This is a genomic window from bacterium (assembly GCA_013360215.1).
Classification (GTDB): Bacteria; CLD3; CLD3; order SB21; family SB21; genus JABWCP01.
Map to the genome: position 1 here is coordinate 299,701 of JABWCP010000001.1, position 24,527 is coordinate 324,227.

Below are 24,527 nucleotides of genomic sequence, written 5' to 3' on the forward strand. Positions count from 1 at the left end.
CTATGGATCCATCTGCGCGACTTATACATACATTAATACGCCAGCGCTCCGTGGTGGACGCCGTGGATGCCGGTTTGGCTTTGTGCCGTAATCGTTATTACGATTTATGTATCACCACGTTGATCGTGTTCGTACCGCTTTATTCCCTGAAATACGTTCTTTTCGTGTTGGATTTAATTCCTTTTGAACGCGTCTTCAATTCGTTCGGCTTTTTCTATGTTCAATCGTACACACCGGCCAATATCATGGTATGGCTTTTGGACAGCGCTGCCAATACGCTATGCGGTGCTGCAATCTGCCGTTATGTGACGATGATGGCCGAGTCGCATACTTTACCGATCCGACATACCAAACTTTTGCCGTGGGGTGAATTATGGCCGCTCCTGTTTAATACGTTTATAGCGGAACTAATCATTATCATCGGATTTGGCTTATGTATTTTACCCGGCATTTGGACCGGGGTGATGTTTATGTTTGTGACGCCTCTGATCACATATGAAAAACTAACTTCTTTTTCAGATATTTGGACGCGTTCAAAATATTTGTCGCAGAACGACTGGTGGCGAATGCTTGGATTTTTATTGCTCACGTTTCTTTTACTTGCGATACTCGGTTTATCTTTGACTTACCTTTTTGCTGCCGTGTATCAGTTGGTTCTCGGTCAGTTAGCCTGGCTTAGCGGTCAAACAGCCGATGAGAACCTGCTAACTATGATCGGCGGTGCCGTCGTATCCGTACTGCTGTTGCCGATGCAAATGGTATTTACCGTTGTTTTGTATTTTGACATCCGTGCACGCCGTGAAGGTTTAGACATCGAACGAATGGTTCAAAAACTATGAAACATATTTTTATTCTTTGGATATTAGCCGGTACGATGGCCGCACATGCCGGCGCAATGCAATCCGATACGATACAGCACATCGGAGCGGAAGCCTATCAATTGAAAATGCAGTCCATTTATCAAGCGGCTGATTCGTTGTATCGCATAACCGGCTCAGATACAGAAAACCCTGCCATACAAATCATGCGCCAAGCCGAAGACGAATTACCAGTTCACTATGCCGTCGTATATAGCTACCGTATGCGTATGGGCGGCGATTCACTTTATACCGGCATCATGCGCGTTGACAACCGTTATTTGAAGCGTTTGATGCAACAAAGTATCAAACCCGACGGAACCAGTTATCGCGATGCATTGCGAACAGAGTTGCTCGACCGCCTGTATGCTTTGGACGAACTGGCTGAAAACGGAATTATTTTGGATAGCACCGATTACCGTGTAGTCGCTTTGCGAATCGCCGCGGACAAAGATTTCCAACCTGAACAAAAAACCAATGTCTTTTCATATTTCATTGATAAATTTTTTGAATGGTTGCGTCGCCTCTTTCCTGGCAATCCCGATACACCGGAAACAAAAGAACAAACCAACAACGCCGACTACGGATGGCTGGCTACGATTTTGCTGTACAGCATCTATGCGATCGGTTTAGCTTTGCTAGTCTATATTATTTATTGGGCGTATAAACAATACCGCCGTAATACAACGGCCGATGAAATGTTACCGGCCACGGCGACACATAGCATCATCGAACCCGGCGAATCTACGGATTACGAGGTACATGCTTCATTGGCAACACAATATGCGGTTTCCGGAGATTACCGAAAAGCAATCCGCCACTTATATATTGCTTTGATTTTGGAACTTGACGCCCGATTGATTTTACGGTTTGATAAAGCCTACACGATCAACGAATATCTTACTTTTGCCAAAAACCAATCCATCATGCCGGAACTTTTACGGTTGTTGATTCAATCCAGTGCACAATTTGAGTACTCCTGGTACGGCCATCAAATAACGGATCGCGCTGATTTTGAACGTTTGTTACTATGGTATAACGAAGCAAGGAATTTATATAATACGGCAAGCCATGGCAAATAATCGTTTATTCTTGAGCCTCAGCATTTTTTGCGGCCTAGCTATTTTGCTTCTTCTTTTTTTTTCCGACCCGGGCGCCACTATACATACCGATTCCCCTACAAGTTATTCTGTTCAACCGGGCGGCACAAAAATATTTTACAAGCTTCTTACCGACAACGGCTACAACGTTGAGCGTTGGCGAAAAAAAATAAACTCGGTACCTGTAGCACAGGAAGCGCAATCCATAATAATGATCGCGCCGAGTGACGCCCTTTCGTCGCAGGAAACGGATTTTTTAATATCGTTTATTCATCAAGGCCATACCGCGTTTCTTTTTTATAGCTCGGCTTTGGATGATTTACTTCAAAAACTGCACGTCCGTTGTAATACCGATTCGTCCATGATTTCTTTTCCGTCGGGCTATCTGGGAAATACCGTTAGCGGCGACACATTGCATCCTCACATAATAACCTCCGATTCGACGACGCACGCCCGTTTTGACGACGAATACGTCTATTTTAATTCAGATTCGTCGGCCATCATGCCGCTTTACAGCACATTAAACGGTCATACTGCTCTTGAAATACATCATGGACAAGGAAAGCTAATTATTTTCAATTCACCGAATTATGTAACTAACGCCGGTTTGCAACTGCGGCATAATGCCGATATTATTTTTAGAATCTTGGAAGTAGATCCCGGTGGAAACCAACGTGAACCGGGTATCATTTATTGGGATGAATATCATCACGGCTATAAAGACTACGAATCCCTCGTCGCGGCTCTGGACACCTGGCCGATCAAGTGGGGCATGATCCTCAGTACGATCAGTCTTTTGTTGTGGGTGCACGCACGCGCCAAACGTTGGGGTCGCCCCGTACCGGTTATCACTTCGTCACGACGTGCTTCGATAGATTACGTGCACTCCGTGTCCGGCGTATATCAAAATTCGTCCGCGCATACGCTCGCACTTCATCATTGGTACCAGTGGGTTATGGCCGATCTGCAAAGGCGCTATGCCACACGCGATCCGGACAAACTCGCGCTCATTCTCCACCGACGATTTGCACTGGATATTCAAAAAACAAAAAAACTTTTCGCCTGGATCGAACGTAAAACGATCGTCGTCAAATCGCCCGACCTCAAAAACGATCCCGTACAAAAACGAGAGGTAAGCATTGACGATGAAGAATTGATCGCCGGTGCAAAACAATTGGATCACATCTATTTTTTACATTATCCAACCCAATCTTAAGGATATACCATGTCCGATTTGACAGTAACACCCCATAGCGATGCACCGCTCAATGACGCAGCCGATTTGTATCGGCAGATTTCGGCCGCTCTTGATACTACCGTCATAGGCCAGTCGGAGATCAAACGCGAAATGATCATCGCACTGCTGAGCGGCGGTCATATCTTGATGGAAGGTGTACCCGGTATAGCCAAAACGCTGCTAGCCAAAACGTTAGCCAAAGCGTTGTCTTGTGAATTCAAGCGTATTCAGTTTACGCCTGATCTGATGCCGTCCGACGTGATCGGAACCAATGTTTTTGATCCAAAATCCAATCAGTTTAATGTCAAACGCGGTCCTATTTTTACCCACATTGCGCTGATTGATGAAATCAATCGCGCACCGGCTAAAACGCAATCGGCATTACTGGAAGTAATGGAAGAGCGACAAATTACGATTGACGGCACGCGTTATCTTTTACCGGAACCTTTTATGGTGATGGCTACACAAAATCCTATCGAATACGAAGGGACCTATCCTTTGCCTGAGGCGCAGCTTGATCGTTTTATGTTTAAGCTTATTGTGCCGTATCCCTCCGCCAGTGAGGAAGAGCAAGTGCTTCGCGCATACCACGGCGGCTTCGATGCGCATCAGATAGACCAAATAAAAATAGAAAACCCGTGTACACCGGAAATGCTCGCACGGACACGTCATTTGATACGACAGATCGTGGTGGATGACGGAATACTAAAATACATCACAGAGGTTGTTCGCAAAACGCGCGAAACCTCCGGCATCATGGTCGGCGCAAGCCCACGCGCTACGATCAACTTGCTTTTGGCCGCGAAAACGCAGGCCGCGTTGGCTAATCGCACCTTCGTCATACCGGATGACGTCAAAGATCTGGCGCCTGCCGTACTGCGTCATCGCCTTGTGCTACAACCGGAAACCGAAATGGAAGGTCTGCGCCCCGATGACATAATTCGGGACGTACTCAATACTGTTCCTGTACCCCGCTAATGAAAGTAAAATCTGACAACATGAAAAAAATATTAAACCCCATTCAGGAATTTATTCACTACGAACAGTCGTCTGGAATAGTCCTTATTTTTTGTACGATTGTCTCTTTGGCTTTAGCCAATACGCCTCTCAACGAGCCCATCTATCAATTCTGGCACACACGTATCGGATTTGCTACAGAAAATATTGATCTCCATAAAACCATTCTGCACTGGGTCAATGACGGATTGATGGCGGTGTTTTTTCTGCTGGTAGGTCTTGAAATCAAACGCGAAATCGTGAGCGGCGAGCTTTCCTCTCTGCGTCGGGCCAGTCTGCCACTCTTTGGCGCAGTCGGTGGGATGCTTGTACCGGCATTAATTTATGTAAGCTTCAATCAGGGTACGATATATGAAAACGGTTGGGGTGTCCCGATGGCCACTGATATCGCCTTCGCGTTAGCCATACTCGGATTATTGGGTTCTCGCATACCTGTGTCGATAAAAGTTTTCCTCACGGCGCTTGCGATAATCGATGACCTTGGCGCGATCATAGTGATCGCCCTGTTTTACTCATCTACATTATTTTTAAACTATAAAGCGGCGGCTTTAGTGACTGTACTTGTTTTGATTTTGATAAATCGATTAGGCATACGCTCTCTTGCAATCTATCTTGGATTGGGAATTCTGCTTTGGTACTTCGTACTCAAGTCGGGTATTCATGCAACCATCGCCGGAGTCATTTTAGCCATGACCATACCGTATTCCAAAGATGAGACATCTTCCCCGTTACTTGCGCTGGAGCACGCACTGCACAAACCGGTTCAGTTTTTTATCATGCCTATTTTTGCACTAGCTAACACCTTAATTGTCATGGATGCATCGGTATGGGCCGCACTTTTTTCAACGCTAAGCATCGGTATTTTTACAGGTTTGTTCTTTGGCAAAGTTTGCGGCATTCTGATGTTTTGCTGGATCGGTACAAAACTTAATCTGGCTGCATTGCCCGACGGTGTCACGTGGCATCACTTGATAGGTACGGGTTTTCTGGCGGGTATCGGTTTTACAATGTCTATATTTATCGCAGTATTAGCTTTCGAGAATCAGGAAGGCATACAAACTACAGCGAAAGCGGCTATTTTGGCGGCATCTATCGTTTCAGGGCTGACCGGTTTTATGATACTGCGCCGAACAATAAAAACCTAAAAATTCATCGGCACTTCGATAAGCAATATATGCGACGGTTGCCGTATTATTAAATTACAATCGCCGGCCGGGTGTATCCCGATCGCATCGCGACGATCAAGAAGTTGACTCTCATATTGCGCATTGCCGTCGATCATAAAAATATAAATACCGTTTTCTTTGAAACGCGGCGTGTATGAAATTTCGCCGCTTTCAACCTCGGCTAACGATAATACAGCATCCTGATTGATCCAGAGCGATTCCGCATTCTCGTCCGGCGCCACGACAGTAACCCATTGATTTTTTCGTGAAGCAAGGTCAAACGTTTTTTGATCATAGCGCGGCTCGATATTTCTGCGTTTGGGGTAAATCCACAATTGAAGGAAATTAACAGGCGCACTGGCGCTGTGATTGTATTCCGAATGCGTCAAACCTGAACCGGCGGACATGATTTGTACATCGCCCGTACGAATAGCTTTTTCGCTGCCGGTACTGTCGGCATGCGCGAGCGTACCCTCCAGCGGGATCGAAATAATTTCCATATTATCGTGCGGGTGCTCACCGAATCCCGATCCCGGACGCACCGTGTCATCATTGAGTACACGCAGCAAGCCAAAATTCATCCGCTTCGGGTCATGATAACCCGCAAAACTAAATGTATGATACGAACGGAGCCAGCCGTGATCGGCAAACCCGCGCGATTCTGCTTTGTGAAACACCGTCGGCATAAGGAATACTTATTTAAGTGGTAGATACGAGCGTGGAAGGTATTTTAATTTCCGTAATCGGTTTTTGTGCAGGATGCACAAGATCTTGAAGGGTCAGTCGCATCAACACATCGTCCACCGCCGTTTGTACGGTTTGCCAAACATGGCGCAGCGTGCAGTCCGTACCGTGCGAACAAATATTTTCTTCCCCTGCATGTTTTTCACAAAACTCATGATCAAACAAACGCCCGCCCAATACCGTAAGCACGTCACCGATACGAATCTGATCGGCCGTCCGCGCTAAACGATAGCCGCCTTCATGACCCCGCGCGCTTTCGATAATACCGCCCATACGCAGGATACGTAACATTTTGGCAACGTTGGCTTCCGAAAGACCTTCCGCCTGACTGATCTGCGGAATCGTCATACCGTTTTTATTCGTACTGCGGGCGATCTGCAAAAGGCATCGCAATCCGTATTCTTCTTGTGTACTGAACTTCATATTTTTTCCGTATCGTTACATCATACCCAGTTCGAGGCGTGCTGCTTCGGTCATGCGGGTCGGGTCCCAGGGCGGTTCCCACGTCAATTCCAATTTTACATCCGTGATACCGGGCACGGCGCGTGCTTTGGATTCGACCTCCGGAGGCAAACTTTCTGCCGCAGGGCAACTCGGCGAAGTCAGCGTCATCAGAATAGACGCCACTCCGGCCGCATCCACTTTCACTTCGTAGACTAAACCGAGATCATAAATATTCACCGGTATCTCGGGATCATAACACGTACGAATCGCTTCGATCACTTGTATTTCCATGCCGGTCGGGCCGAGTTTGGTTTCTTCGATCATGGTTCACTCCGTAGAAACGATGGTCGTATCATTGGCAATCGCAGCATGCATCGTGTGCCAGGCCAAACTCGCACACTTCACGCGGGCGGGAAATTCGCGTACGCCGGCAAATACGGCTAACTTACCCAACGATTCTTCATCCACGGTCGTACTCATATCGGCCGTTACCAAATCATGAAACCGCTTAAATAAAACTTCGGCATCCGACTTCGTTTTGCCTTTGAGCACAGTGGTCATCAGGGATGCGGATGATTTGGAAATAGCACAGCCATTTCCTTCGAAGCTTACGTCTTGGATCACATCACCATCCAGCTTGAGATAAAGATGCAAATGGTCACCGCACAACGGATTAAAACCTTCTTTGACAATATCCGCATTTTCCATAACGCGAAAATTTCGGGGGTTCTTATTATGATCAAGAATCACTTCCTGATACAATTCACGCAAATCCGACATCAGCGAAACATCTCCATTGTTTTGTGAATGGCTTTCACCAGCGTATCTATTTCATCGTGCGTATTATAAAATGCCAGCGAAACGCGCGACGTCGCAGGTACTTTAAAAAACTGCATTACCGGCTGCGTACAATGATGTCCGGTGCGTATGGCTATTCCTTCCTGATCCAGCATCGTACCTACGTCGTGCGGATGTACGCCGTCCAATATAAACGAAATCACGCCGGCTTTATTTTGCGCCGTACCGATAATATGCAAACCCGAAACGGCGCTCAGTTTTTCCGTTGCATAGTCCAGCAATACTTTTTCATACGCTGCAATACGCTCCAAACCGATACCTTGCAAATAATCAACGGTATCACCTAAAGCGATACCGCCTGCGATATGGGGCGTGCCGGCTTCAAATTTGTGCGGCACGTCGTTGTACGTTGTTTTTTCAAACGTCACCGAACGAATCATATCCCCTCCGCCTTGATACGGCGGCATGGCGTCCAGCCACTTCTTTTTTCCGTAGAGAATACCCACGCCGGTCGGTCCGAACATTTTGTGGCCTGAAAACGCATAAAAATCACAATCCAAATCTTTCACATCCACGGGCATGTGTTGCACCGCTTGGGCGCCATCTATGATCACGGGAATATTTTTGGCATGTGCAAGTGCTATCATTTCTTTGACAGGATTGATTGTACCGAGCGAATTGGACACATGCACGATCGCAACGATTTTCGTTTTTTCGGTGAGCATCGTTTGATACGCGTCCATGCGCAGTTCGCCACGTTCATTCATCGGAATGACACGCAGTTTGGCACCGGTCTGCTCGCAGAGCATCTGCCAGGGTACGATATTGGCATGATGTTCCATCGCCGAAATGAGCACTTCATCATCACGTTGGATATACGTTCGCCCGTAGGATTGCGCTACCAGATTGATGGCTTCGGTCGTGCCCCGTAAAAATATAATCTCATTGTCGGAGGGCGCATGGATTAATTTTTGAATTTTCTTCCGCGCGTTTTCGTATGCGATCGTTGCCTGCGCACTCAAATAATGCACGCCGCGATGAATATTGGAATTTTCACGGCTATAATAACGCGCAATGGCATCAATCACTTGCTTCGGTTTTTGTCCGGTTGCACCGTTATCTAAATAAACCAGCGGCTTTCCGTGAACGTGTTCGCACAATATGGGAAAATCCCGTCGCATAGCGGCCACCTCCGCATCGGAGAATGGTTTTATTTGTTCGGTACTGTTCATTTATTCAAACTTCATGTTAAGCCGTTCGTGCAACATCGTATCCAGGCGTTTACGCAGTGCCGTATGACGAATGCGCGACACGATATCTTCAGCAAACGCCAAAGTCATGATGCTGCGCGCTTCGTCGTATCCGATACCGCGTGAGCGAAGATAAAACATCCCTTTTTCTTCCAGTCTCCCGATCGTCGCGCCGTGCGTACACTTCACATCGTCGGCAAATATCTCAAGCTGCGGTTTGGTATTGATCGTCGCGTCTTTGGATAAGAGCAAATTATTATTCGATTGTTTAGCATCCGTTTTTTGCGCATCGGGATGAACAAATATTTTGCCGTTGAAAACTGCCGTCGCATGGTCATCCATAATGCCTTTGTACAATTCGTGGCTGTTACAGTGCGGCTTGGCATGATGAATGATGGTGCGGTTATCGGTATGCTGACGACCTTTGGGCATGTATAATCCGTTAAGCGTAGATTCGATGCCTTCGCCATCCAAATGCGCGATCGTCAGATTGCGGGACAACGCCGCACCGAACGTAATATTGGTCGTCATAAAATTACTGCTGCGCGCTTGCCGCAGGCGTGTCAGGCTGATATGGTATCCTTTGACGGATTCATTTTGAATGCGTGCATGATCCACTACGGCATTTTCGGCTACGATGATTTCAGTCCGTGCATTAGTGAGAAACGGCTTTTCTCCGACGGTTTTGTAATCTTCGATCACCGTACATTGGGCGTTTTTTTCCACGCGTATGAGCGTCAATGGTTGCGTCATCGGAGCCGATTCTTCGGCAACGGTGAAGTATTGGATATGAACCGGTTTACCGATCACTGCACCACCGGCCACATCTATCACCACACCATCGGATACCAGTGCCATGTGCATGGTATTAAACACCGATTCATCCGTTTCCGTTGCCAGCGCACGCAAAATGCCGGCCTTTTCTTCATCGCTGCATTGCGACAGCAATCGAATTTGTAAACCTTTTTCCGGTGCGTTTATCGTCGAACGCTTGGCATCGTAATATCCATTCACAAAAACAACCGTGTACGCCTCTGTATCCAGCGTCAAGTCATCCCGTATGTCGAGCGCATGCGACGCACTATCCGCCGGTGAAGCGAGGTGCAGTCCGTGGGTAAAGAGGGATTCTAGATTCGTATATTTCCATTCTTCATGACGCATCGTGGGAAATTCCGACGCCTGAAAGCGTGCCATCGCATCGCGTCGCAGTGCATGGGTAACGCCGGATTTTTGCCCGTTTAGTGCGGATTCAAAACGTGCAAACTGATTTTGAAACCAGTTCTTAGCTTCGGTTTGGTTGATCATCAGGCTACCACTCCGTCATGTTCTTTGATCCAGTCATAACCGCGATCTTCGAGGGTGAGCGCCAGCTCTTTGCCACCGGACTTGACGATACGTCCATCCATCAGCACATGCACAAAATCCGGCACGATGTAGTTTAGCAAACGCTGATAGTGCGTCACGACGATGGTCGCATTATCACCGGAGCGAAATTTATTCACGCCGTTTGAAACGATTTTGAGTGCGTCAATGTCGAGACCTGAATCGGTTTCATCCAGAATCGCTAATTTCGGATTGAGTACGGCGAGTTGAAATATCTCATTACGTTTTTTCTCACCGCCGGAAAAACCTTCATTCACGGGGCGCTTGAGCAGGTCTTCATCCATTTCGACAAGCTTCATTTTTTGTTTTACAAGACTCAAAAAATCCATCGCGTCCAAAGGCTCTTCGCCGCGGTATTTGCGAATGGCATTGAGCGCCGCTTTGAGGAAATACGTATTATTGACGCCGGGAATTTCAACCGGATACTGAAACGCGAGAAATACACCTTCTGCCGCGCGATCTTCGGGATCAAGTTCCGTGAGGCTTTTTCCGTTAAAAATGATCTCGCCTTGCGTGATTTCGTAATCCTCTTTACCGGCTAAAATGTGAGCCAAAGTGCTTTTGCCGGAACCGTTGGGTCCCATGATCGCATGCACTTCGCCCGCTTTGACGGAAAGATTGATTCCTTTGAGAATCGGGTTACCGTCAATGGTTGCGTGTAGATTTTTGATTTCGAGCATGTCTTCTTTTCTCTGCTATAAATGATTATATGAATAAATCTAAATACTTTGTTGCCAAAGGATGTTTCCGTTTTCCGTATCCAGCGCAACGGCAAAGCGGTATGTAAAAAAATAAAGTTTACCGTCTTCGACCAGATACGAACCCGGGTTTTCGCTGAAAAAAAACCGATCGTCTTTGATCTCAGGATGGATCTGATCGGCTGTTACGGTCCATTTTTTTTGTCCGTCCGCACGCACAGCAAATAATACAAAGCCGTTTTCGGAAGCGCGTTTTTTGAGCGCACGTACGACTCCGGTTGAGGACGAATCAATCGTAAAATCGGCATACTCCGTAAACAGAGCAGGTCGTTTTTCATCGGTCCACGTCGTTTGTTTTTTATCGCGGGGATGTGTTTCGCCCGTGAGCACATCATAATAAAGCCCGGCCCCATCGGACAGGGTGAGTTCAAAATAAGGTATGGCTTCGTCCCACCCGGAGCCTGACATATCGGGCTTGAGCATCCATGAACGGTCGTATGTGATCTTATCTATGCGGTTTGCCAACTCCGGCATATCGGAACGCAGCTCACTCGATATAAAAAAACGATCAAATCGGGATACACGGGTATCAAAAATTGCGTACGATTTAGTGGCGATGGTCGGCACTAAAAATGCGCGCCGTTCGGCATAATGCGCCACCTGATAATCCTCAATGCGCTGCAGAATATTTCCGCTTTTTTTATCAAACACGAAGATTTTCTGCGCTTGTGTTGTCGTAGATGGGTCTTCACGAAATCCGGACGCGCTGCCGCGGCTGCTCCGGTATCCGGTATTGGTAAGTACGCCTTCTACCATCAACACATCATCCGCCGATATGATGCGCGTCACTTCACCCATACGCGAGAGCTGATGGTCATAATACACAAAAAAAATCGTATGTATCAGTAATGCCATCGCAGAAAAAGTAATCCAGCGGTTGCGTTTCGTCACGATCTTAAAAAGCTTGACGATCATAAGTGTAAACACGACGATGCCGGGTAATACCAAAAAGAGATAACCCAAAAACCAGTCAAAGTATATGTTGAAAAAATCGCTCATCCTCAACCTACGCTGCCTTCGAGGCTTACGCCGAGCAGTTTCTGCGCTTCGACGGCAAACTCCATCGGCAGTTCTTTGAAAACTTCTTTACAAAATCCGTTGACGATCATAGACACGGCGTCTTCGGTAGAAATACCGCGCTGATTGCAGTAAAAAATCTGGTCTTCGCCGATCTTCGACGTGGATGCTTCATGTTCTACCTGAGCGGTATTGTTCTTCACTTCGATATACGGGAAAGTATGCGCGCCGCACTGATCACCGAGCAGCATCGAATCGCATTGGGAAAAATTACGCGCATTCTCCGCGTTTTTGCCCACGCGCACCAAGCCGCGATAGGTATTTTGGCCATGGCCTGCGGAGATACCTTTGGAAACGATCGTGCTGCGCGTATTTTTGCCGAGGTGAATCATCTTCGTACCGGTATCGGCTTGCTGACGTTTGGCCGTGAGCGCGACGGAATAAAATTCTCCGACCGAATTATCACCTTTCAAAATGCAACTCGGATATTTCCATGTGATGGCGGAGCCGGTTTCAACCTGCGTCCAGGAGATTTTAGAATTGTCACCCGCGCACAAACCGCGTTTCGTCACAAAATTATAAATCCCGCCTTTACCGTCCTTGTCGCCCGGGTACCAATTTTGTATCGTTGAATATTTGACCTGTGCATTGGTATGCGCATAGATTTCGACGACGGCGGCATGCAATTGGTTTTCATCGCGCATCGGTGCGGTACATCCTTCGAGATAACTGACGTAGCTGCCCTCGTCCGCCACGATGAGCGTGCGTTCAAACTGGCCCGTACTGGCGGCGTTGATGCGGAAATACGTCGAAAGTTCCATCGGGCACCGTACGCCTTTGGGGATATAACAAAACGAACCGTCGGTAAATACCGCGGAATTGAGCGCAGAGTAAAAATTATCCGTCGGCGGTACGACCGAACCGATGTATTGCTTGATCAATTCGGGATGTTCTTGCACAGCTTCAGAGAATGAACAAAAAATGATACCGAGTTCTTTGAGTTTGGTTTTGAATGTCGTCGCGACGGATACGCTGTCAAATACGGCATCCACAGCCACTCCCGCGAGGGCAAGGCGTTCATTGAGCGGAATGCCGAGCTTCTCGTACGTTTTCAGCAATTCCGGATCCACTTCGTCAGCACTTTTTTTCTTTTGTTTCGGCGCGCTATAGTAGATGATATCCTGATAGTCCACTTTGGCGACATGCACATTTTGCCATGTAGGCTCGCCTTCTTCGCACATTTTGAGCCATTGTTTGTACGCTTTGAGTCGCCACTCCAAAAGCCATTCCGGTTCATTTTTCTTTTTGGAAATGAAGCGTATAATGTCTTCGTTAAGCCCTTTGGGGGCGGCATCGGCTTCGATATCCGTTACAAAGCCGTACTTGTATTCGCGGTCAGCCAGTTGTTGCAGTTCACTGGTTTCGGTATTCATAAAACTCCTATTGTTGACTCTAACACGCGAAAGATTAAACAATCTGTACTATACTGTCAAGTATAAATTGATTTTTTTGTCAAGTATAAATTTTCATGCAATTCTTGCAAATCTTGATCTGTATCTTAGAAAGGTAAGGTAAAGAAGTTCAAGCGGTTGGATCATATTTCGCAAGGTCTCTGCAATGCGAGCTTTCTAAAGACCTTGTTGATAGAGACTCATTCGACCATGAGATGACCTGCATAGGTCATTTCCGGTTACGCTATAGCCAGCCTGTTTTTTGATTAGCCGCCACGTTTCGCTATGAATACAACGGGGCAAAAAAAATAGCGCGCTGTAGATTATACAAGTTACACTAATGACCAAAAGAATATTAAGCTTGATTCTGAGTAAATTTCTCGGAAAAAGCATCTATTGAAATGATGGAACGCAGTTACCGAAAATGATATAATTCGGCAACGCGTGCGATCCGCACCACGTTACACTATTGCCTGGAATATCTGCTAATAAGAATACTCATTCTTATAATGCTTCCGTAATCAAGACGTAACACATATAAAGCATTATTACGGCAAGACTAATTTAGAGAAAACCGGATTGTTACATTTTATAAATAACCTCTCTCTACGAAAAAAATTTATTGCAGTCAGTTTATGCTTTGTCACCCCGATGATCATCATGTTGGGATTCATCATCTGGGAAAAAATAGAATCCGTCCAATTGACCAATCTTAAGCTCTACGGGCTGAACCACCTGCATGTTGTCCTGAAGTTTCAGTCATCCATGCATCGTTACACGCTTTTGCGAATTGAACATGGAACGACAACTTCAGAGGGTTCTGAGGAACTTCAGGATATCCTCGAAACCGACAAAGAAAGGCGCTTTCAATCCTCTGCTGAAACCTCATACCAAACATTGGCTGAACGATGGAAAGAGTATTCGTCACTAGACCCTACCACGTCAGCGGATGCGGTGCATAATTACCATACCTATCTTGCGGAACAATCGTTTCTGCCATACCTCAACGAAATCGGTGCGATAGCGCAACTTTCATCGGATGCGGAGGCCGATATTCAGATGGCCGCAACGAATCTCATGCAGCATCTTCCGAACCTAATGTACAGCATCACGGATGCCTGTTTATTGGAACAGCGGCGATCCGGAAAACCACTCTCAGCCGATATTCAGAAAATCGGCCTTCTATGCGGACGTTTGCGCGACAATATGGCTAAAGTCGAACGGGATGCTGAAAAAATCGCATCAACCAATGAATTAATAAATCAGGATCCGCTGCTTGCCCGTGTCAAGGAGCTGCGTTCCATGATCAGTGATATGGTTGAAATTTTAGAAAGCCAGTTGAATCCGGCCGAAAACCGCGAAGCGAACCCTGCAGAATTTGCACTCCTTTCTCGTCGGACCTTGGCAACGGCATCGGTTTATGAAGACGTTGTGTATCGATACCTCCAAGATACGCTTGCCCGCCGCGCGGATGAATTGAATATGAGCGCATGGGTCATCACTATCGTCGCTCTGGCATCGACGCTTATCCCGGTATTTCTTGGGCTTTATTTGTTTGGTTCTGTATCAAATCCCATTCGGATGATGGCCGGGATCATGGAGCATGCTGTTCTAGATACACGCATCAGACTTTCCCGCAAGGACGAAATCGGACGAATGGCAACAGCTTTTGACCGGTTCCTTGATACGACCAAGGCCGCACTCAAAGAAGCCGCGCAAAGTTCTCACCAAGCCGTGATCATCGCGCAAAAAATGACGGAGAGTTCCCGCACGATTGCGGATGAATCCTTATTACAGAACAAACAAAGTTCGGCCTCTTCCGCCAGTATGGATTATCTGCAGACCACCGTACATCTTATTGCTGAAAACGCACTTAATGCGCGGCATTTAATCACGGACGTCGAGCGTCGCGTTTCGATCGGACAACAGACTATCAATCATTCTATCGAAGGAATCAGGCATCGAGCCGACATCATTTCTGTATCCTCTAAAAAAATCGAAGATCTTCATATTGCCAGCCGCAATATCGGCAAAGCGCTACATCTTATACGTATCATAGCCAAACAACTTAACTTGCTGGGTATCAATGCGTCTATCGAGGCGTCAAAAGCCGGCAAACACGGCAAGGGATTTGATGTCGTTGCTGAAGAAATAAGAGCTTTGGCCCTGCGCGCCGATAAGACGACCCACGACATTGATGAAATTGTAAAATCCATACAAATCAACGTAAACGAATCGGTAGACCTTATTCACGGCGTACAAAGTGAGGCGGCCGCGAGCACCGGACAGATGGATGAATTGCAAAAGAGTCTGGGCAATATCGCGACGGAATTTCTCGCTGTCACCGATCACGTACACAAAATCGTGGACGCAACATCGCGCCATGCGGCTGCGGCCAACGAAGTCGAAGAACGTATCCGCATGATAGACCACTCATCCAAACGGATTTTGCAAGGTACCCAAGAAATCAATAGCTCCACGGATTACTTTTTGCAAGTTACGCGCGGATTGCAAGAAATGCTCATGCCTTTTAAAATGAATGAAACGGAGGAATCTCAAAAAACGACGCCACAACCGTCAAATCACAGCCATTCAAATCCCACTGCCCTATCTACGAAAAACGATCCGCCGCATCAAAATGCATTTGACTTAAAGACCAACGACCTCATCTCCAATGTAAATTAAAAAGCGTGCAATTGCCGCGACATCGTTCCTATGATCACTTGACGAACGTGCCGTACGGTGTTACCGCGCCCCCAATTATTTCCTTCTGATACACCTCCATTTCGCCGAGACTTGCCGACAAAAAATTACCATTCCCTTTTTTCAAAAAACCGAAACAGCGCCAAGGCGGCGGCGATATTGCTTCGCTTACGTCAAAAATGACGAAGGGCATATTCAATACGCGCGTATGAACAGATACAATGAACCTAATTGCTGTTTCGAAGTACCTGCGTGAATCACGGCGGGTACGATGACTCGGTTCGATTTTGATCATAAAGTAAAATCTTTGGACACAATGCTAATAAATCCGAAATAATGATTTAACATTTGCCTCCTATCATTACATCCAGTCGGGGCCAATTGGCTACTGATATTGATCACATTAAAACCTGCGAGTCATGTTGCATAGAAAAAAAATCTTATTTATCGGAGGTTCTTACAATCAATCGACGATGATGTTCGCAATCTCCCAATATCTTAAGCACTACGAATGTTATTTTACCCCTCACTATTGCGATGGTGTACTTGATCTTTTTGCTAAAGCGGGTATGCTTGATTTTACGCCGATCGGTGGGATTCATAAGAAAGTAACAGAAGAGTTTTTTAGTCGGATGGGAGTAGCGGTTGATTACAAAGGCCTTCTCTACGACTATGATCTAGTAGTGACATGTTCCGATTTGATCATACAAAAGAATATCCGCACTAAAAAAATCGTATTGGTCCAGGAAGGCATGACCGACCCTGAGAATCTCATGTATCATCTTGTTCGTACCTTACGGCTTCCCCGATTTCTGGCCAGTACTTCGACCAATGGTTTGTCCGATTCTTACGAAATGTTCTGCGTCGCCTCGCAGGGGTACAAAGATTTTTTTGTACGAAAAGGAGTGCGTCCTGAAAAAATAGCGGTAACCGGCATACCAAACTACGATGATCTCGCGCGCCACACAGAAAACAACTTTCCGCATCATCACTTTGTTTTGGTGGCGACCTCGGACGCTCGGGAAACCTATAAACTGGATAACCGAAAAAAATTCATCCGCAAATGCGTCGCGATCGCAGCCGGACGGCCATTGATATTCAAATTGCACCCCAATGAAAATTTTGCCCGTGCGAAGCGCGAAATCGAAACTTACGCGCCCGGTTCCAAGGTTTATACGGACGGGGATACGATGGCGATGATTGCAAACTGCGACGTATTGATTACCCAATATTCGACCGTGGTTTATGCCGGGATTGTATTCGGAAAGGAAGTGCATTCATATTTTGATCACGACACATTACATCAGATGGCGCCGATGCAAAACGGCGGCGACTCCGCACGCCGTATCGCATTGATCTGCGAATCGGTTCTTCATCGTTCTCCAAAATCAAACGGCAAAACCCGCTATCCTGCTTTGCTTAGTTCGGGACGCTCCGTCTACGCCAAAGCGGTAAAGCGGTTAGCCTCGATCATGAATAAAACATTGATATCATGCACATCGTAACGATTGTTCAAGCCCGGTTATCCTCGACGCGATTACCAGGCAAAGTTCTGCTCCATGCCGCCGGCCAGCCTCTTCTAGGTCATATTGTTCGTCGTATCCAATCTAGTCGATATGCCGGCACAGTCATCGTCGCTACTACCAGCAATGAGTCCGACGATCCGATAGAATTCTTTTGCCAAAAAGAAGGAATTCAATGTTTCCGCGGACATCCGACCGATCTTTTAGACCGACATCTGATGGCTGCGCGCCTATATCGTGCGCAAGCCGTTGTCAAAATTCCCTCCGACTGCCCGCTGATTGATCCGGCGATCATTGATCGCGTTATTGAATACTATCTTGCACACTCCGATCAATACGACTACGTGAGTAATTTGCATCCGGCGACATACCCGGATGGCAATGACGTCGAAATCATGAACATTGCCGCTTTGACCACGGCATGGAAAGAGGCGCACCGTCCCATGGAACGCGAACACACGACTCCGTTTTTTTGGGAGAATCGCGAGCGATTTCGGATCGGTAATGTGGCTTGGGAATCGGGGTTAGATTATTCCATGTCGCACCGTTGGACATTGGACTATGCGGAGGACTACGAATTAATTTGCCGGATATACGACGCCTTATATAAAGAAGACGAGGTGCCTTTTACTATCGCACAAATTCTGACTTTGCTTGAAACCCGACCAGAATTGGCCACAATCAATCAACGCTATTTGGGCGTGAACTGGTATCGTCATCATTTGGATGAATTGAAAACAGTCACTTCCAAAAGCACCAATCCAACTTTTCTATAGGAATCGTTATGCGCCGACTCGCACTGGACGAACTGCCCATCATCGCACAAAATGTGCGCGAACACATATTGCGTATGTCCACCGACGGCGGATGTTTTACCGGCGCTTCCTTGTCGTGTACCGATCTGATCGTCTACTTGTATACACGCTTTTTAAATGTCTCTATTGATAATCTCTTTGATCCGGATCGCGATTATTTTTTTCTATCCAAGGGTCACGATGTCCCTGCTCTCTATGGGACGCTGGCAGAACTTGGATTTATCGCACGCGCTCGTCTTAGCAATCACTTGTCGAGTCATGACACAATATACTGGCATCCCAACCGAAACATCCCCGGCATCGAATTTCACAGCGGATCGTTAGGGCACCTGATTTCCGTCGCGGCTGGAGTTGCATTGGATTGCAAGCTTCATTCGTCACCATCACGAATCGTCGTGGCGTTAGGCGACGGTGAACTTAACGAAGGATCGGTTTGGGAAGCGTGCTTGGTGGCTCAGGCCTACCGTCTTGATAATTTGATCTTGTTGGTAGATCGCAATGCATTTCAGGCCAACGTGCGCACTGAATCTTTAATTCCGCTAGAACCTCTCGAAGACAAATTTTCAGCGTTCAATTTTTCCGTAACCTCTATTGACGGCCATGATTTTGAGGCCATGGAGGAAACCTTTGCCCGTATTCCGATGGCAGATGGTAAACCAACCGCCATCATTGCACATACCGTTCGCGGCAAGGGCGTCCCCAGCATCGAAGCGAGAGCGGATCGTTGGTTTTGCAATTTTTCTCATGACGAGGTACAGCAGTTGATCAATGAACTTCATACCAACCAATCGGCGGAACTAACTAGTGACACCTTATTGGTCCGGTAACAATTACGTTGATTAGATAACATTTCTGCTTTCTCCATAAAGAAACTTCTACATCGGCATAATCTTAGCGCTACAATTGAAGGTTATCTTTACACATCATGAAAATTAAAATCAATGAAACCTACGAAGATATCCTGACCGATCTAGTCCATCAAGACAATCGGTTTATGGCGCTAACTGCAGAAAATCGAGCGCCGATTCGAGGAATACCGGATCGCATCGGTTCGCGTTTTGTAGATACCGGCATCACCGAACAAACGTTGATCGGTATGGCCGCCGGTCTGGCATTGCGCGGACGCATCCCCGTCGCGCATGCGCTAGCTTCATTTCTTACCATGCGCGCATTCGAATTCATTCGCACGGATGTTGGCATTGGAGCACTCCCGGTCAAAATGGTAGGGTACATACCCGGGATATTGTCGGACGCCAATGGGCCCACCCATCAGGCCATCGAAGATGTAAGCATCATGCGCACTATTCCTCCCGTCGGTATTTTCTGTCCCGCTGATATTGATGATCTTTTGATCGGCATTCGAACGGTATTGACTGATCCACGGCCGTTTTATATCCGTTACAATCATCGACCGGCCAATTATGTACATAGTGATCAATTTGCCATCGGAAAGGCCGAAGTCATCAAAACCGGTTCGGATATAGCTATTTGCACATACGGCGCTTTATTCAATGAATGCCTTCAAGCCTCGACTATACTTGAAGATGAAGGTATCTCCGTGCGACTAATCAATTTGCGAACGCTTAAACCTATTGACAAGGAAGCCCTGCTGTGCGCAATGCGTGAAACATCGCTTTTGGTAGCCGTTGAAGATCACTTTGAGACGGGCGGGCTATCTACCATTCTATCCGAAATTATGGTTCAGGAGACCATGACGTATCCCCCGCTGTTATCTATCGCATTTCCGACTTGGTTCAAACCTGGTTTGCTCAATGACGTACTCGAGCATGAACGGATGACCGGCGAACATATTGCCCAGCGTATTCTCACTCGTTATAACCAAAATTAACGCGTAATAACACTCTATGACCATGACATCACATCCCCTCAATATTGCGAACTCGGAAAAATACTATCAAAGAGCTTTGCCGCTTATTCCGGCGGGAACGCAAACGCTGGCCAAAGGACCGGGTCAATATGTGAACGGTTTTGCCCCCAAATATCTCGATCGCGGAAAAGGTGCGCACGTGTGGGATGTGGATGGAAATGAATTTATTGATTGGACGATGGGCGTAGGGCCGCTATCCCTCGGGTATGCATACCCTGCGGTAGATCGCGCGATATCCGATCAACTGAGAAAAGGAATCACTTTTTCGTTGATGCATCCATTGGAAGTCGAAGTCGCTGAGTTAATACACGACGTGGTGCCCAATGCCGAATGCGTACGATTTAGTAAAACCGGGGCCGATGTAACAAGTGCCGCAATCCGACTTGCCCGCGCTTATACCGGGCGCGACAAGGTATTGTGTTGCGGATATCATGGATGGCACGATTGGTATATCGGCGTGACAGACCGTCACCTCGGAATACCTGACGCGGTACGCGCGATGTCGTTCACGTTTGCGTATAATGATATCGCGTCGGTCGAGGCCTCTATAGACGAAAACACGGCGTGTGTCATACTCGAACCGATCGTTTTTGAAGAGCCTCAAGACAACTTTCTGCATAAACTGCGTGCATTATGCGATCGCCACGGGGTACTGCTCATTTTTGACGAAATGTGGACCGGTTTTCGTATCGCCATTGGCGGTGCTCAAGAATATTTTGACGTCCATGCCGATCTCGCTTGCTTTTCCAAAGCTATCGCTAACGGCATGCCTTTGTCGGTGTTAACGGGGCGCGCCGATATCATGCGGCTTCTAGAAAAAGATGTTTTCTTCTTTACGACATTTGGCGGTGAAGCGCTCTCCCTAGCGGCCTGCAAAGCAACGCTGGCCGAGTTGAGCATCCATGATGTGCCGTCTTATCTCAGGTCGATGGGTATAAAAATCAAAGACGGTTATAACCAAATCGCACAGGACATGAACTTAGCCTTTACCAAGTGCGTCGGCTTGCCATTTCGAAGTATGGTGACATTTGATCCAGCGGCCGGCAACCCTCTTGAGATGAAATCATTGCTACAACAGGAGTTGATTCGACGCGGTATCTTGTGGGGCGGATTTCACAATATGAGTTATGGTCATTCGGAAGCAGATATTCAAACCACACTTGCGGCTTATGCGGAGTCTCTGGAAATATTGGGAAAAGCCGTCGGTGATCATACCGTGCGTGAAAAACTTGCCGGACTACCCATCGAACCGGTATTTCGAAAAACTACAAATTTTAACACTAAGCCGGCTGTATCACTCACAAAACCGGATGTTACTACGAAATAATTAAACCGATCGTTAACAACACTATGACATCTTCCGCTTCCAATATGCCAGTTGATCTATTTTCACTGCAAGGCCGCGTGGCCATAGTTACCGGTGCGTTGGGGTTGCTCGGTCAACAGCATTGCCGCGCCCTGACCGAAGCGGGGGCATCGGTTGTCGTTTGCGACCTGGACGGCGACAAGTGCCGTGCTTTAGCCGAAACGCTGGGCCCCGGAGCGTTTGGTATTGGCGTCGACATCACAAATCCGGATTCGATCGGCACTCTCAAGGACGAAACTCTAAAGCGATATCAGAAGTTGGATATTCTCGTCAACAACGCGGCCATCAATGACGCCGTTGAGCATAGCGTTTCAAAGACGGACGTGTCGCAATTCGAAAACTATGCACTGAGTCACTGGAAAAAATCAATAGACGTCAACGTGACCGGCAATTTTTTATGCAATCAGATTTTGGGAACGGAGATGACGCGTCGCGGTTCCGGAAGCATTATCCAGATTGCATCCACCTACGGCATCGTGGCACCGGATCAGCGGTTATATCGGGACGCGCAGGGAAAGCAAACCTTTTACAAGGCCGTATCGTATCCCGTTAGTAAAGCGGCCATCTTGTCCATGACACGTTATCTCGCGGCGTACTGGGGAGGTACGGGCGTACGCATCAACGCGCTATCGCCCGGCGGCGTAGAAAACGGGCAAGATGATTTTTTTATCGCTTCGTACGCGGCACGAACGCCAATGGGACGAATGGCAAGGCCTACAGACTATAAGGGTGCGCTGATCTTTTTAGCGAGTGATGCATCCGGCTATATGAACGGCGCGAACCTCGTCGTCGACGGAGGATGGACGATATGGTAGACAATGCGCCCCTGCGCGGACGCATCGCGCCCATCAAATTATTGCTGACCGACGTAGACGGCGTACTTACTGATAACGGCGTGTACTATACGGATCAAGGCGAAGCGGCAAAGCGATTTTCAATACGCGACGGCATGGGCGTGGATCGTTTGCGAAAACTGAGATCTGTCGAGACGGGAATCATCACCGGAGAAACTTCTGTTTCCGTCACTCATCGCGCCGCTAAGCTCGGTATTGTAGAATTACACATAGGCATATCCGATAAATACAACACCCTACTTCAAATACTTGAAAGAAGAAACCTGACCTGGGATGAAGTCGCTTATATAGGCGATGATTTCAATGACATTGAAGTGTTACGCGCGGTGGGTTTTTCGGCATGCCCGGCCGATGCCATGCCGCCGGTCATCAATGTCTCACATTATTGGTGCCGACACAACGGCGGCCAGGGTGCCTTCCGCGAGCTGGCTGAGCTAATCATAGAATACAAACCATAGACCAATCGGAGTGAAATGTCATGCGCAAGCGAGAAGTCAAAATCGGTAAATCAACCGTTGGCGACGGGCACCCCGTCTATGTAATCGCGGAAATAGGCATCAATCACAATGGCTCCCTCGACGTAGCCAAAAAAATGATTGACGGTGCCGTATTTGCCGGGTGCAATGCGGTTAAATTTCAGAAAAGAACACCTGAACTTTGCGTACCAAAAGATCAGTGGTACAGCGAGCGCGATACGCCGTGGGGACGCATGAGTTACATCGAATACCGTAATCGTATGGAGTTTACGTCGCAAGAGTACGCGCAAATTGATGTTTATTGCAGGGAAAAAGGGATTGACTGGTTCGCATCTTGTTGGGACGAAGAAGCCGTCGATTTTATCGACCATTTTGATCCGCCGTGTTACAAAGTGGCTTCCGCAAGCTTGACGGATATCGCATTGCTGAAGCGCCTGGAAAAAACCGGAAAGCCGATTATTATTTCTACAGGGATGTCAACCATCCATGAGATTGAGACCGCGGTCGCGACAGTTCCGCACGAACAGTTATTGATCGCACACACGACCTCCGCCTATCCTTGTAAAGCCGAAGAGCTAAATCTTCGTATGATTCAAACGCTGCGTGAAAAATATCCTACGATCCCTGTCGGTTACTCGGGGCACGAAACTGGCTTGACGCCGACATGGTCGGCCGTGAGTCTGGGTGCCTGTTTTGTCGAGCGGCATATCACACTGGATCGCGCCATGTGGGGCACCGATCAAGCCGCTTCGGTCGAAATTATCGGATTGCACCATCTCGTGCGTGACATTCGCGATATCGAAAAAGCGCTCGGCGACGGCGTGAAGAAAGTCTATATGAGTGAAATTTCACCTATGCAGAAACTAAGACGTGTGCCGGCGTCCGCTATTAGTCAAAAGGCTGTCTAGTCCTATGTCTAATACCAGCCTGGCAGCAACCGTACTTGTACTTGTCGGCGCGGTGATCATTATTGGCCTTGAAAGAATCAAGCCCTACGATGCACGGCAGCATTTTTTTCGGCAGGAACTAGTGACGGATTTCTTTTACTACAACGCTTTTCAAAGTTTCATTCTCGGCCTCGTGATATCCGCCATAATTGGCTGGTTGGATACTGTTTGCGGCAGAATTCACATCCCATTCTTCTTAGCATGGCCGTTCCTAGGACAACTTGCATTTTTCCTGGTACTTCACGATTTCTATATTTATTGGTTTCATCGCTGGCAACACCGCATTACGATACTCTGGCGCATTCATGAAGCACATCACTCCGCACGCAGTGTGGACTGGGTCTCGGGTATGCGATCGCATGCATTAGAAATTCTGATTAACCAAACGATAGAATTTGCGCCGATCGTTTTACTTGGCGCTTCACCGGAGATCATCGTCTGGAAGGCGGCCATTGACGCGATCTGGGGAATGTATATTCACTCGAATATCAACGTTAAGTCAGGACGTCTGCAATATTTGATCAACGGTCCTGAAATGCATCGCTGGCATCATGCTGTCCATGATACCCAGGCGTATAACAAAAACTTTTCTACAAAGCTGGCCATGTGGGATTGGATGTTCGGTACCGCATTTTTTCCGAAAGATCGAAAGCCCGAAGCGTATGGTTTGGATCATTCACATTTTCCGAATGGTTTTTTTAGGCAGTTCCTTTATGCATTCAGAAAGTCGTAA

The 24,527-nt window shown here is 47.3% G+C and carries 25 protein-coding genes; 15 read left to right on the forward strand and 10 right to left on the reverse strand.

The features are described from left to right. Positions 1-2: 2 nt before the first annotated feature. The 5 genes from HUU58_01315 to nhaA are packed head-to-tail and all read left to right on the forward strand — an operon-like array spanning position 3 to position 5,356. Complete coding sequence (locus HUU58_01315) at positions 3-839, forward strand: hypothetical protein (protein NUN44294.1); 837 nt, start codon at positions 3-5, stop codon at positions 837-839. After that, positions 836-1,939, forward strand: a complete 1,104-nt coding sequence (locus HUU58_01320; protein NUN44295.1) for a hypothetical protein — start codon at positions 836-838, stop codon at positions 1,937-1,939. Before HUU58_01315 ends, HUU58_01320 begins: the two co-directional genes overlap by 4 nt. Then, positions 1,929-3,173, forward strand: coding sequence for a DUF4350 domain-containing protein (locus HUU58_01325; protein NUN44296.1), 1,245 nt, complete (start codon positions 1,929-1,931; stop codon positions 3,171-3,173). Before HUU58_01320 ends, HUU58_01325 begins: the two co-directional genes overlap by 11 nt. A gap of 9 nt (positions 3,174-3,182) precedes the next feature. Beyond that, positions 3,183-4,172, forward strand: a complete 990-nt coding sequence (locus tag HUU58_01330) for a MoxR family ATPase (protein NUN44297.1) — start codon at positions 3,183-3,185, stop codon at positions 4,170-4,172. 20 nt (positions 4,173-4,192) lie between these two features. Then, positions 4,193-5,356 (forward strand): Na+/H+ antiporter NhaA, encoded by a 1,164-nt coding sequence (gene nhaA, locus HUU58_01335; protein ID NUN44298.1) that lies wholly within the window; start codon positions 4,193-4,195, stop codon positions 5,354-5,356. On the opposite strand, the gene HUU58_01340 is transcribed toward nhaA, so the two are convergent. From HUU58_01340 to sufB, 9 genes are read right to left on the reverse strand one after another with little or no spacing between them, the layout of a single operon-like run. Next, positions 5,353-6,063 carry a pirin family protein gene (locus HUU58_01340; GenBank protein ID NUN44299.1) on the reverse strand — a complete coding sequence of 237 codons (711 nt, stop codon included), beginning with the start codon at positions 6,061-6,063 and terminating at the stop codon, positions 5,353-5,355. The genes nhaA and HUU58_01340 overlap by 4 nt on opposite strands. A gap of 13 nt (positions 6,064-6,076) precedes the next feature. Next, positions 6,077-6,544 carry an Rrf2 family transcriptional regulator gene (locus tag HUU58_01345; GenBank protein NUN44300.1) on the reverse strand — a complete coding sequence of 156 codons (468 nt, stop codon included), beginning with the start codon at positions 6,542-6,544 and terminating at the stop codon, positions 6,077-6,079. Positions 6,545-6,559: 15 nt separating this feature from the next. After that, positions 6,560-6,889 carry a DUF59 domain-containing protein gene (locus HUU58_01350; GenBank protein NUN44301.1) on the reverse strand — a complete coding sequence of 110 codons (330 nt, stop codon included), beginning with the start codon at positions 6,887-6,889 and terminating at the stop codon, positions 6,560-6,562. 3 nt (positions 6,890-6,892) lie between these two features. Beyond that, on the reverse strand, positions 6,893-7,348 hold the full coding sequence (locus HUU58_01355) for an SUF system NifU family Fe-S cluster assembly protein (protein ID NUN44302.1): 456 nt from the start codon (positions 7,346-7,348) through the stop codon (positions 6,893-6,895). Beyond that, the gene (locus tag HUU58_01360) at positions 7,345-8,544 is read right to left on the reverse strand and encodes a cysteine desulfurase (GenBank protein NUN44303.1); all 1,200 of its coding nucleotides are present in this window, start codon (positions 8,542-8,544) and stop codon (positions 7,345-7,347) included. Before HUU58_01360 ends, HUU58_01355 begins: the two co-directional genes overlap by 4 nt. A gap of 51 nt (positions 8,545-8,595) precedes the next feature. Beyond that, the gene (gene sufD, locus HUU58_01365; protein NUN44304.1) at positions 8,596-9,918 is read right to left on the reverse strand and encodes a Fe-S cluster assembly protein SufD; all 1,323 of its coding nucleotides are present in this window, start codon (positions 9,916-9,918) and stop codon (positions 8,596-8,598) included. Further along, positions 9,918-10,676 (reverse strand): Fe-S cluster assembly ATPase SufC, encoded by a 759-nt coding sequence (sufC, locus tag HUU58_01370; GenBank protein ID NUN44305.1) that lies wholly within the window; start codon positions 10,674-10,676, stop codon positions 9,918-9,920. Before sufC ends, sufD begins: the two co-directional genes overlap by 1 nt. Positions 10,677-10,715: 39 nt before the next feature. Continuing rightward, positions 10,716-11,753 carry a hypothetical protein gene (locus HUU58_01375; protein ID NUN44306.1) on the reverse strand — a complete coding sequence of 346 codons (1,038 nt, stop codon included), beginning with the start codon at positions 11,751-11,753 and terminating at the stop codon, positions 10,716-10,718. Between the two features lie 2 nt (positions 11,754-11,755). Then, positions 11,756-13,204 carry a Fe-S cluster assembly protein SufB gene (sufB, locus tag HUU58_01380; protein NUN44307.1) on the reverse strand — a complete coding sequence of 483 codons (1,449 nt, stop codon included), beginning with the start codon at positions 13,202-13,204 and terminating at the stop codon, positions 11,756-11,758. Between the two features lie 678 nt (positions 13,205-13,882). Here sufB and HUU58_01385 point away from each other — a divergent pair. Next, positions 13,883-15,907 (forward strand): methyl-accepting chemotaxis protein, encoded by a 2,025-nt coding sequence (locus HUU58_01385; GenBank protein NUN44308.1) that lies wholly within the window; start codon positions 13,883-13,885, stop codon positions 15,905-15,907. 34 nt (positions 15,908-15,941) lie between these two features. On the opposite strand, the gene HUU58_01390 is transcribed toward HUU58_01385, so the two are convergent. Beyond that, complete coding sequence (locus HUU58_01390) at positions 15,942-16,220, reverse strand: hypothetical protein (protein NUN44309.1); 279 nt, start codon at positions 16,218-16,220, stop codon at positions 15,942-15,944. Between the two features lie 124 nt (positions 16,221-16,344). Here HUU58_01390 and HUU58_01395 point away from each other — a divergent pair, with 124 nt between their 5' ends. The 9 genes from HUU58_01395 (at position 16,345) to HUU58_01435 (ending at position 24,527) form a co-directional block, all read left to right on the forward strand. Next, positions 16,345-17,430, forward strand: coding sequence for a hypothetical protein (locus HUU58_01395; GenBank protein NUN44310.1), 1,086 nt, complete (start codon positions 16,345-16,347; stop codon positions 17,428-17,430). Next, positions 17,418-18,224, forward strand: coding sequence for a glycosyltransferase family protein (locus HUU58_01400; GenBank protein ID NUN44311.1), 807 nt, complete (start codon positions 17,418-17,420; stop codon positions 18,222-18,224). Before HUU58_01395 ends, HUU58_01400 begins: the two co-directional genes overlap by 13 nt. Before the next feature lie 8 nt (positions 18,225-18,232). Next, complete coding sequence (locus tag HUU58_01405) at positions 18,233-19,090, forward strand: transketolase (GenBank protein NUN44312.1); 858 nt, start codon at positions 18,233-18,235, stop codon at positions 19,088-19,090. 98 nt (positions 19,091-19,188) lie between these two features. After that, on the forward strand, positions 19,189-20,112 hold the full coding sequence (locus HUU58_01410) for a transketolase (protein ID NUN44313.1): 924 nt from the start codon (positions 19,189-19,191) through the stop codon (positions 20,110-20,112). A gap of 16 nt (positions 20,113-20,128) precedes the next feature. Continuing rightward, positions 20,129-21,478, forward strand: coding sequence for an aminotransferase class III-fold pyridoxal phosphate-dependent enzyme (locus HUU58_01415; protein ID NUN44314.1), 1,350 nt, complete (start codon positions 20,129-20,131; stop codon positions 21,476-21,478). A 44-nt stretch (positions 21,479-21,522) separates the two neighbouring features. Next, positions 21,523-22,332: an SDR family oxidoreductase gene (locus HUU58_01420; protein ID NUN44315.1), complete on the forward strand. Its 810-nt coding sequence runs from the start codon at positions 21,523-21,525 to the stop codon at positions 22,330-22,332. Further along, positions 22,326-22,829, forward strand: coding sequence for an HAD-IIIA family hydrolase (locus HUU58_01425; protein ID NUN44316.1), 504 nt, complete (start codon positions 22,326-22,328; stop codon positions 22,827-22,829). The genes HUU58_01420 and HUU58_01425 overlap by 7 nt, the downstream gene beginning before the upstream one ends. Before the next feature lie 20 nt (positions 22,830-22,849). Then, complete coding sequence (locus HUU58_01430; protein ID NUN44317.1) at positions 22,850-23,755, forward strand: N-acetylneuraminate synthase family protein; 906 nt, start codon at positions 22,850-22,852, stop codon at positions 23,753-23,755. A gap of 4 nt (positions 23,756-23,759) precedes the next feature. Continuing rightward, the gene (locus HUU58_01435) at positions 23,760-24,527 is read left to right on the forward strand and encodes a sterol desaturase family protein (GenBank protein NUN44318.1); all 768 of its coding nucleotides are present in this window, start codon (positions 23,760-23,762) and stop codon (positions 24,525-24,527) included.

Bases quoted from the DNA above. Each gene is read 5' to 3' on its own strand.
- nhaA (NUN44298.1), top strand. From the start codon at position 4,193: ATGAAAAAAATATTAAACCCCATTCAGGAATTTATTCACTACGAACAG.
- HUU58_01425 (NUN44316.1), top strand. From the start codon at position 22,326: ATGGTAGACAATGCGCCCCTGCGCGGACGCATCGCGCCCATCAAATTA.
- HUU58_01395 (NUN44310.1), top strand. From the start codon at position 16,345: ATGTTGCATAGAAAAAAAATCTTATTTATCGGAGGTTCTTACAATCAA.
- HUU58_01385 (NUN44308.1), top strand. From the start codon at position 13,883: ATGTTGGGATTCATCATCTGGGAAAAAATAGAATCCGTCCAATTGACC.
- HUU58_01400 (NUN44311.1), top strand. From the start codon at position 17,418: ATGCACATCGTAACGATTGTTCAAGCCCGGTTATCCTCGACGCGATTA.
- HUU58_01410 (NUN44313.1), top strand. From the start codon at position 19,189: ATGAAAATTAAAATCAATGAAACCTACGAAGATATCCTGACCGATCTA.
- HUU58_01415 (NUN44314.1), top strand. From the start codon at position 20,129: ATGACCATGACATCACATCCCCTCAATATTGCGAACTCGGAAAAATAC.
- HUU58_01345 (NUN44300.1), bottom strand. From the start codon at position 6,544: ATGAAGTTCAGTACACAAGAAGAATACGGATTGCGATGCCTTTTGCAG.
- HUU58_01320 (NUN44295.1), top strand. From the start codon at position 836: ATGAAACATATTTTTATTCTTTGGATATTAGCCGGTACGATGGCCGCA.
- HUU58_01390 (NUN44309.1), bottom strand. From the start codon at position 16,220: ATGATCAAAATCGAACCGAGTCATCGTACCCGCCGTGATTCACGCAGG.
- HUU58_01350 (NUN44301.1), bottom strand. From the start codon at position 6,889: ATGATCGAAGAAACCAAACTCGGCCCGACCGGCATGGAAATACAAGTG.
- HUU58_01435 (NUN44318.1), top strand. From the start codon at position 23,760: ATGTCTAATACCAGCCTGGCAGCAACCGTACTTGTACTTGTCGGCGCG.
- HUU58_01340 (NUN44299.1), bottom strand. From the start codon at position 6,063: ATGCCGACGGTGTTTCACAAAGCAGAATCGCGCGGGTTTGCCGATCAC.
- HUU58_01420 (NUN44315.1), top strand. From the start codon at position 21,523: ATGCCAGTTGATCTATTTTCACTGCAAGGCCGCGTGGCCATAGTTACC.
- HUU58_01360 (NUN44303.1), bottom strand. From the start codon at position 8,544: ATGCGACGGGATTTTCCCATATTGTGCGAACACGTTCACGGAAAGCCG.
- HUU58_01375 (NUN44306.1), bottom strand. From the start codon at position 11,753: ATGAGCGATTTTTTCAACATATACTTTGACTGGTTTTTGGGTTATCTC.
- HUU58_01430 (NUN44317.1), top strand. From the start codon at position 22,850: ATGCGCAAGCGAGAAGTCAAAATCGGTAAATCAACCGTTGGCGACGGG.
- HUU58_01325 (NUN44296.1), top strand. From the start codon at position 1,929: ATGGCAAATAATCGTTTATTCTTGAGCCTCAGCATTTTTTGCGGCCTA.
- sufD (NUN44304.1), bottom strand. From the start codon at position 9,918: ATGATCAACCAAACCGAAGCTAAGAACTGGTTTCAAAATCAGTTTGCA.
- HUU58_01315 (NUN44294.1), top strand. From the start codon at position 3: ATGGATCCATCTGCGCGACTTATACATACATTAATACGCCAGCGCTCC.
- sufC (NUN44305.1), bottom strand. From the start codon at position 10,676: ATGCTCGAAATCAAAAATCTACACGCAACCATTGACGGTAACCCGATT.
- HUU58_01330 (NUN44297.1), top strand. From the start codon at position 3,183: ATGTCCGATTTGACAGTAACACCCCATAGCGATGCACCGCTCAATGAC.
- HUU58_01405 (NUN44312.1), top strand. From the start codon at position 18,233: ATGCGCCGACTCGCACTGGACGAACTGCCCATCATCGCACAAAATGTG.
- sufB (NUN44307.1), bottom strand. From the start codon at position 13,204: ATGAATACCGAAACCAGTGAACTGCAACAACTGGCTGACCGCGAATAC.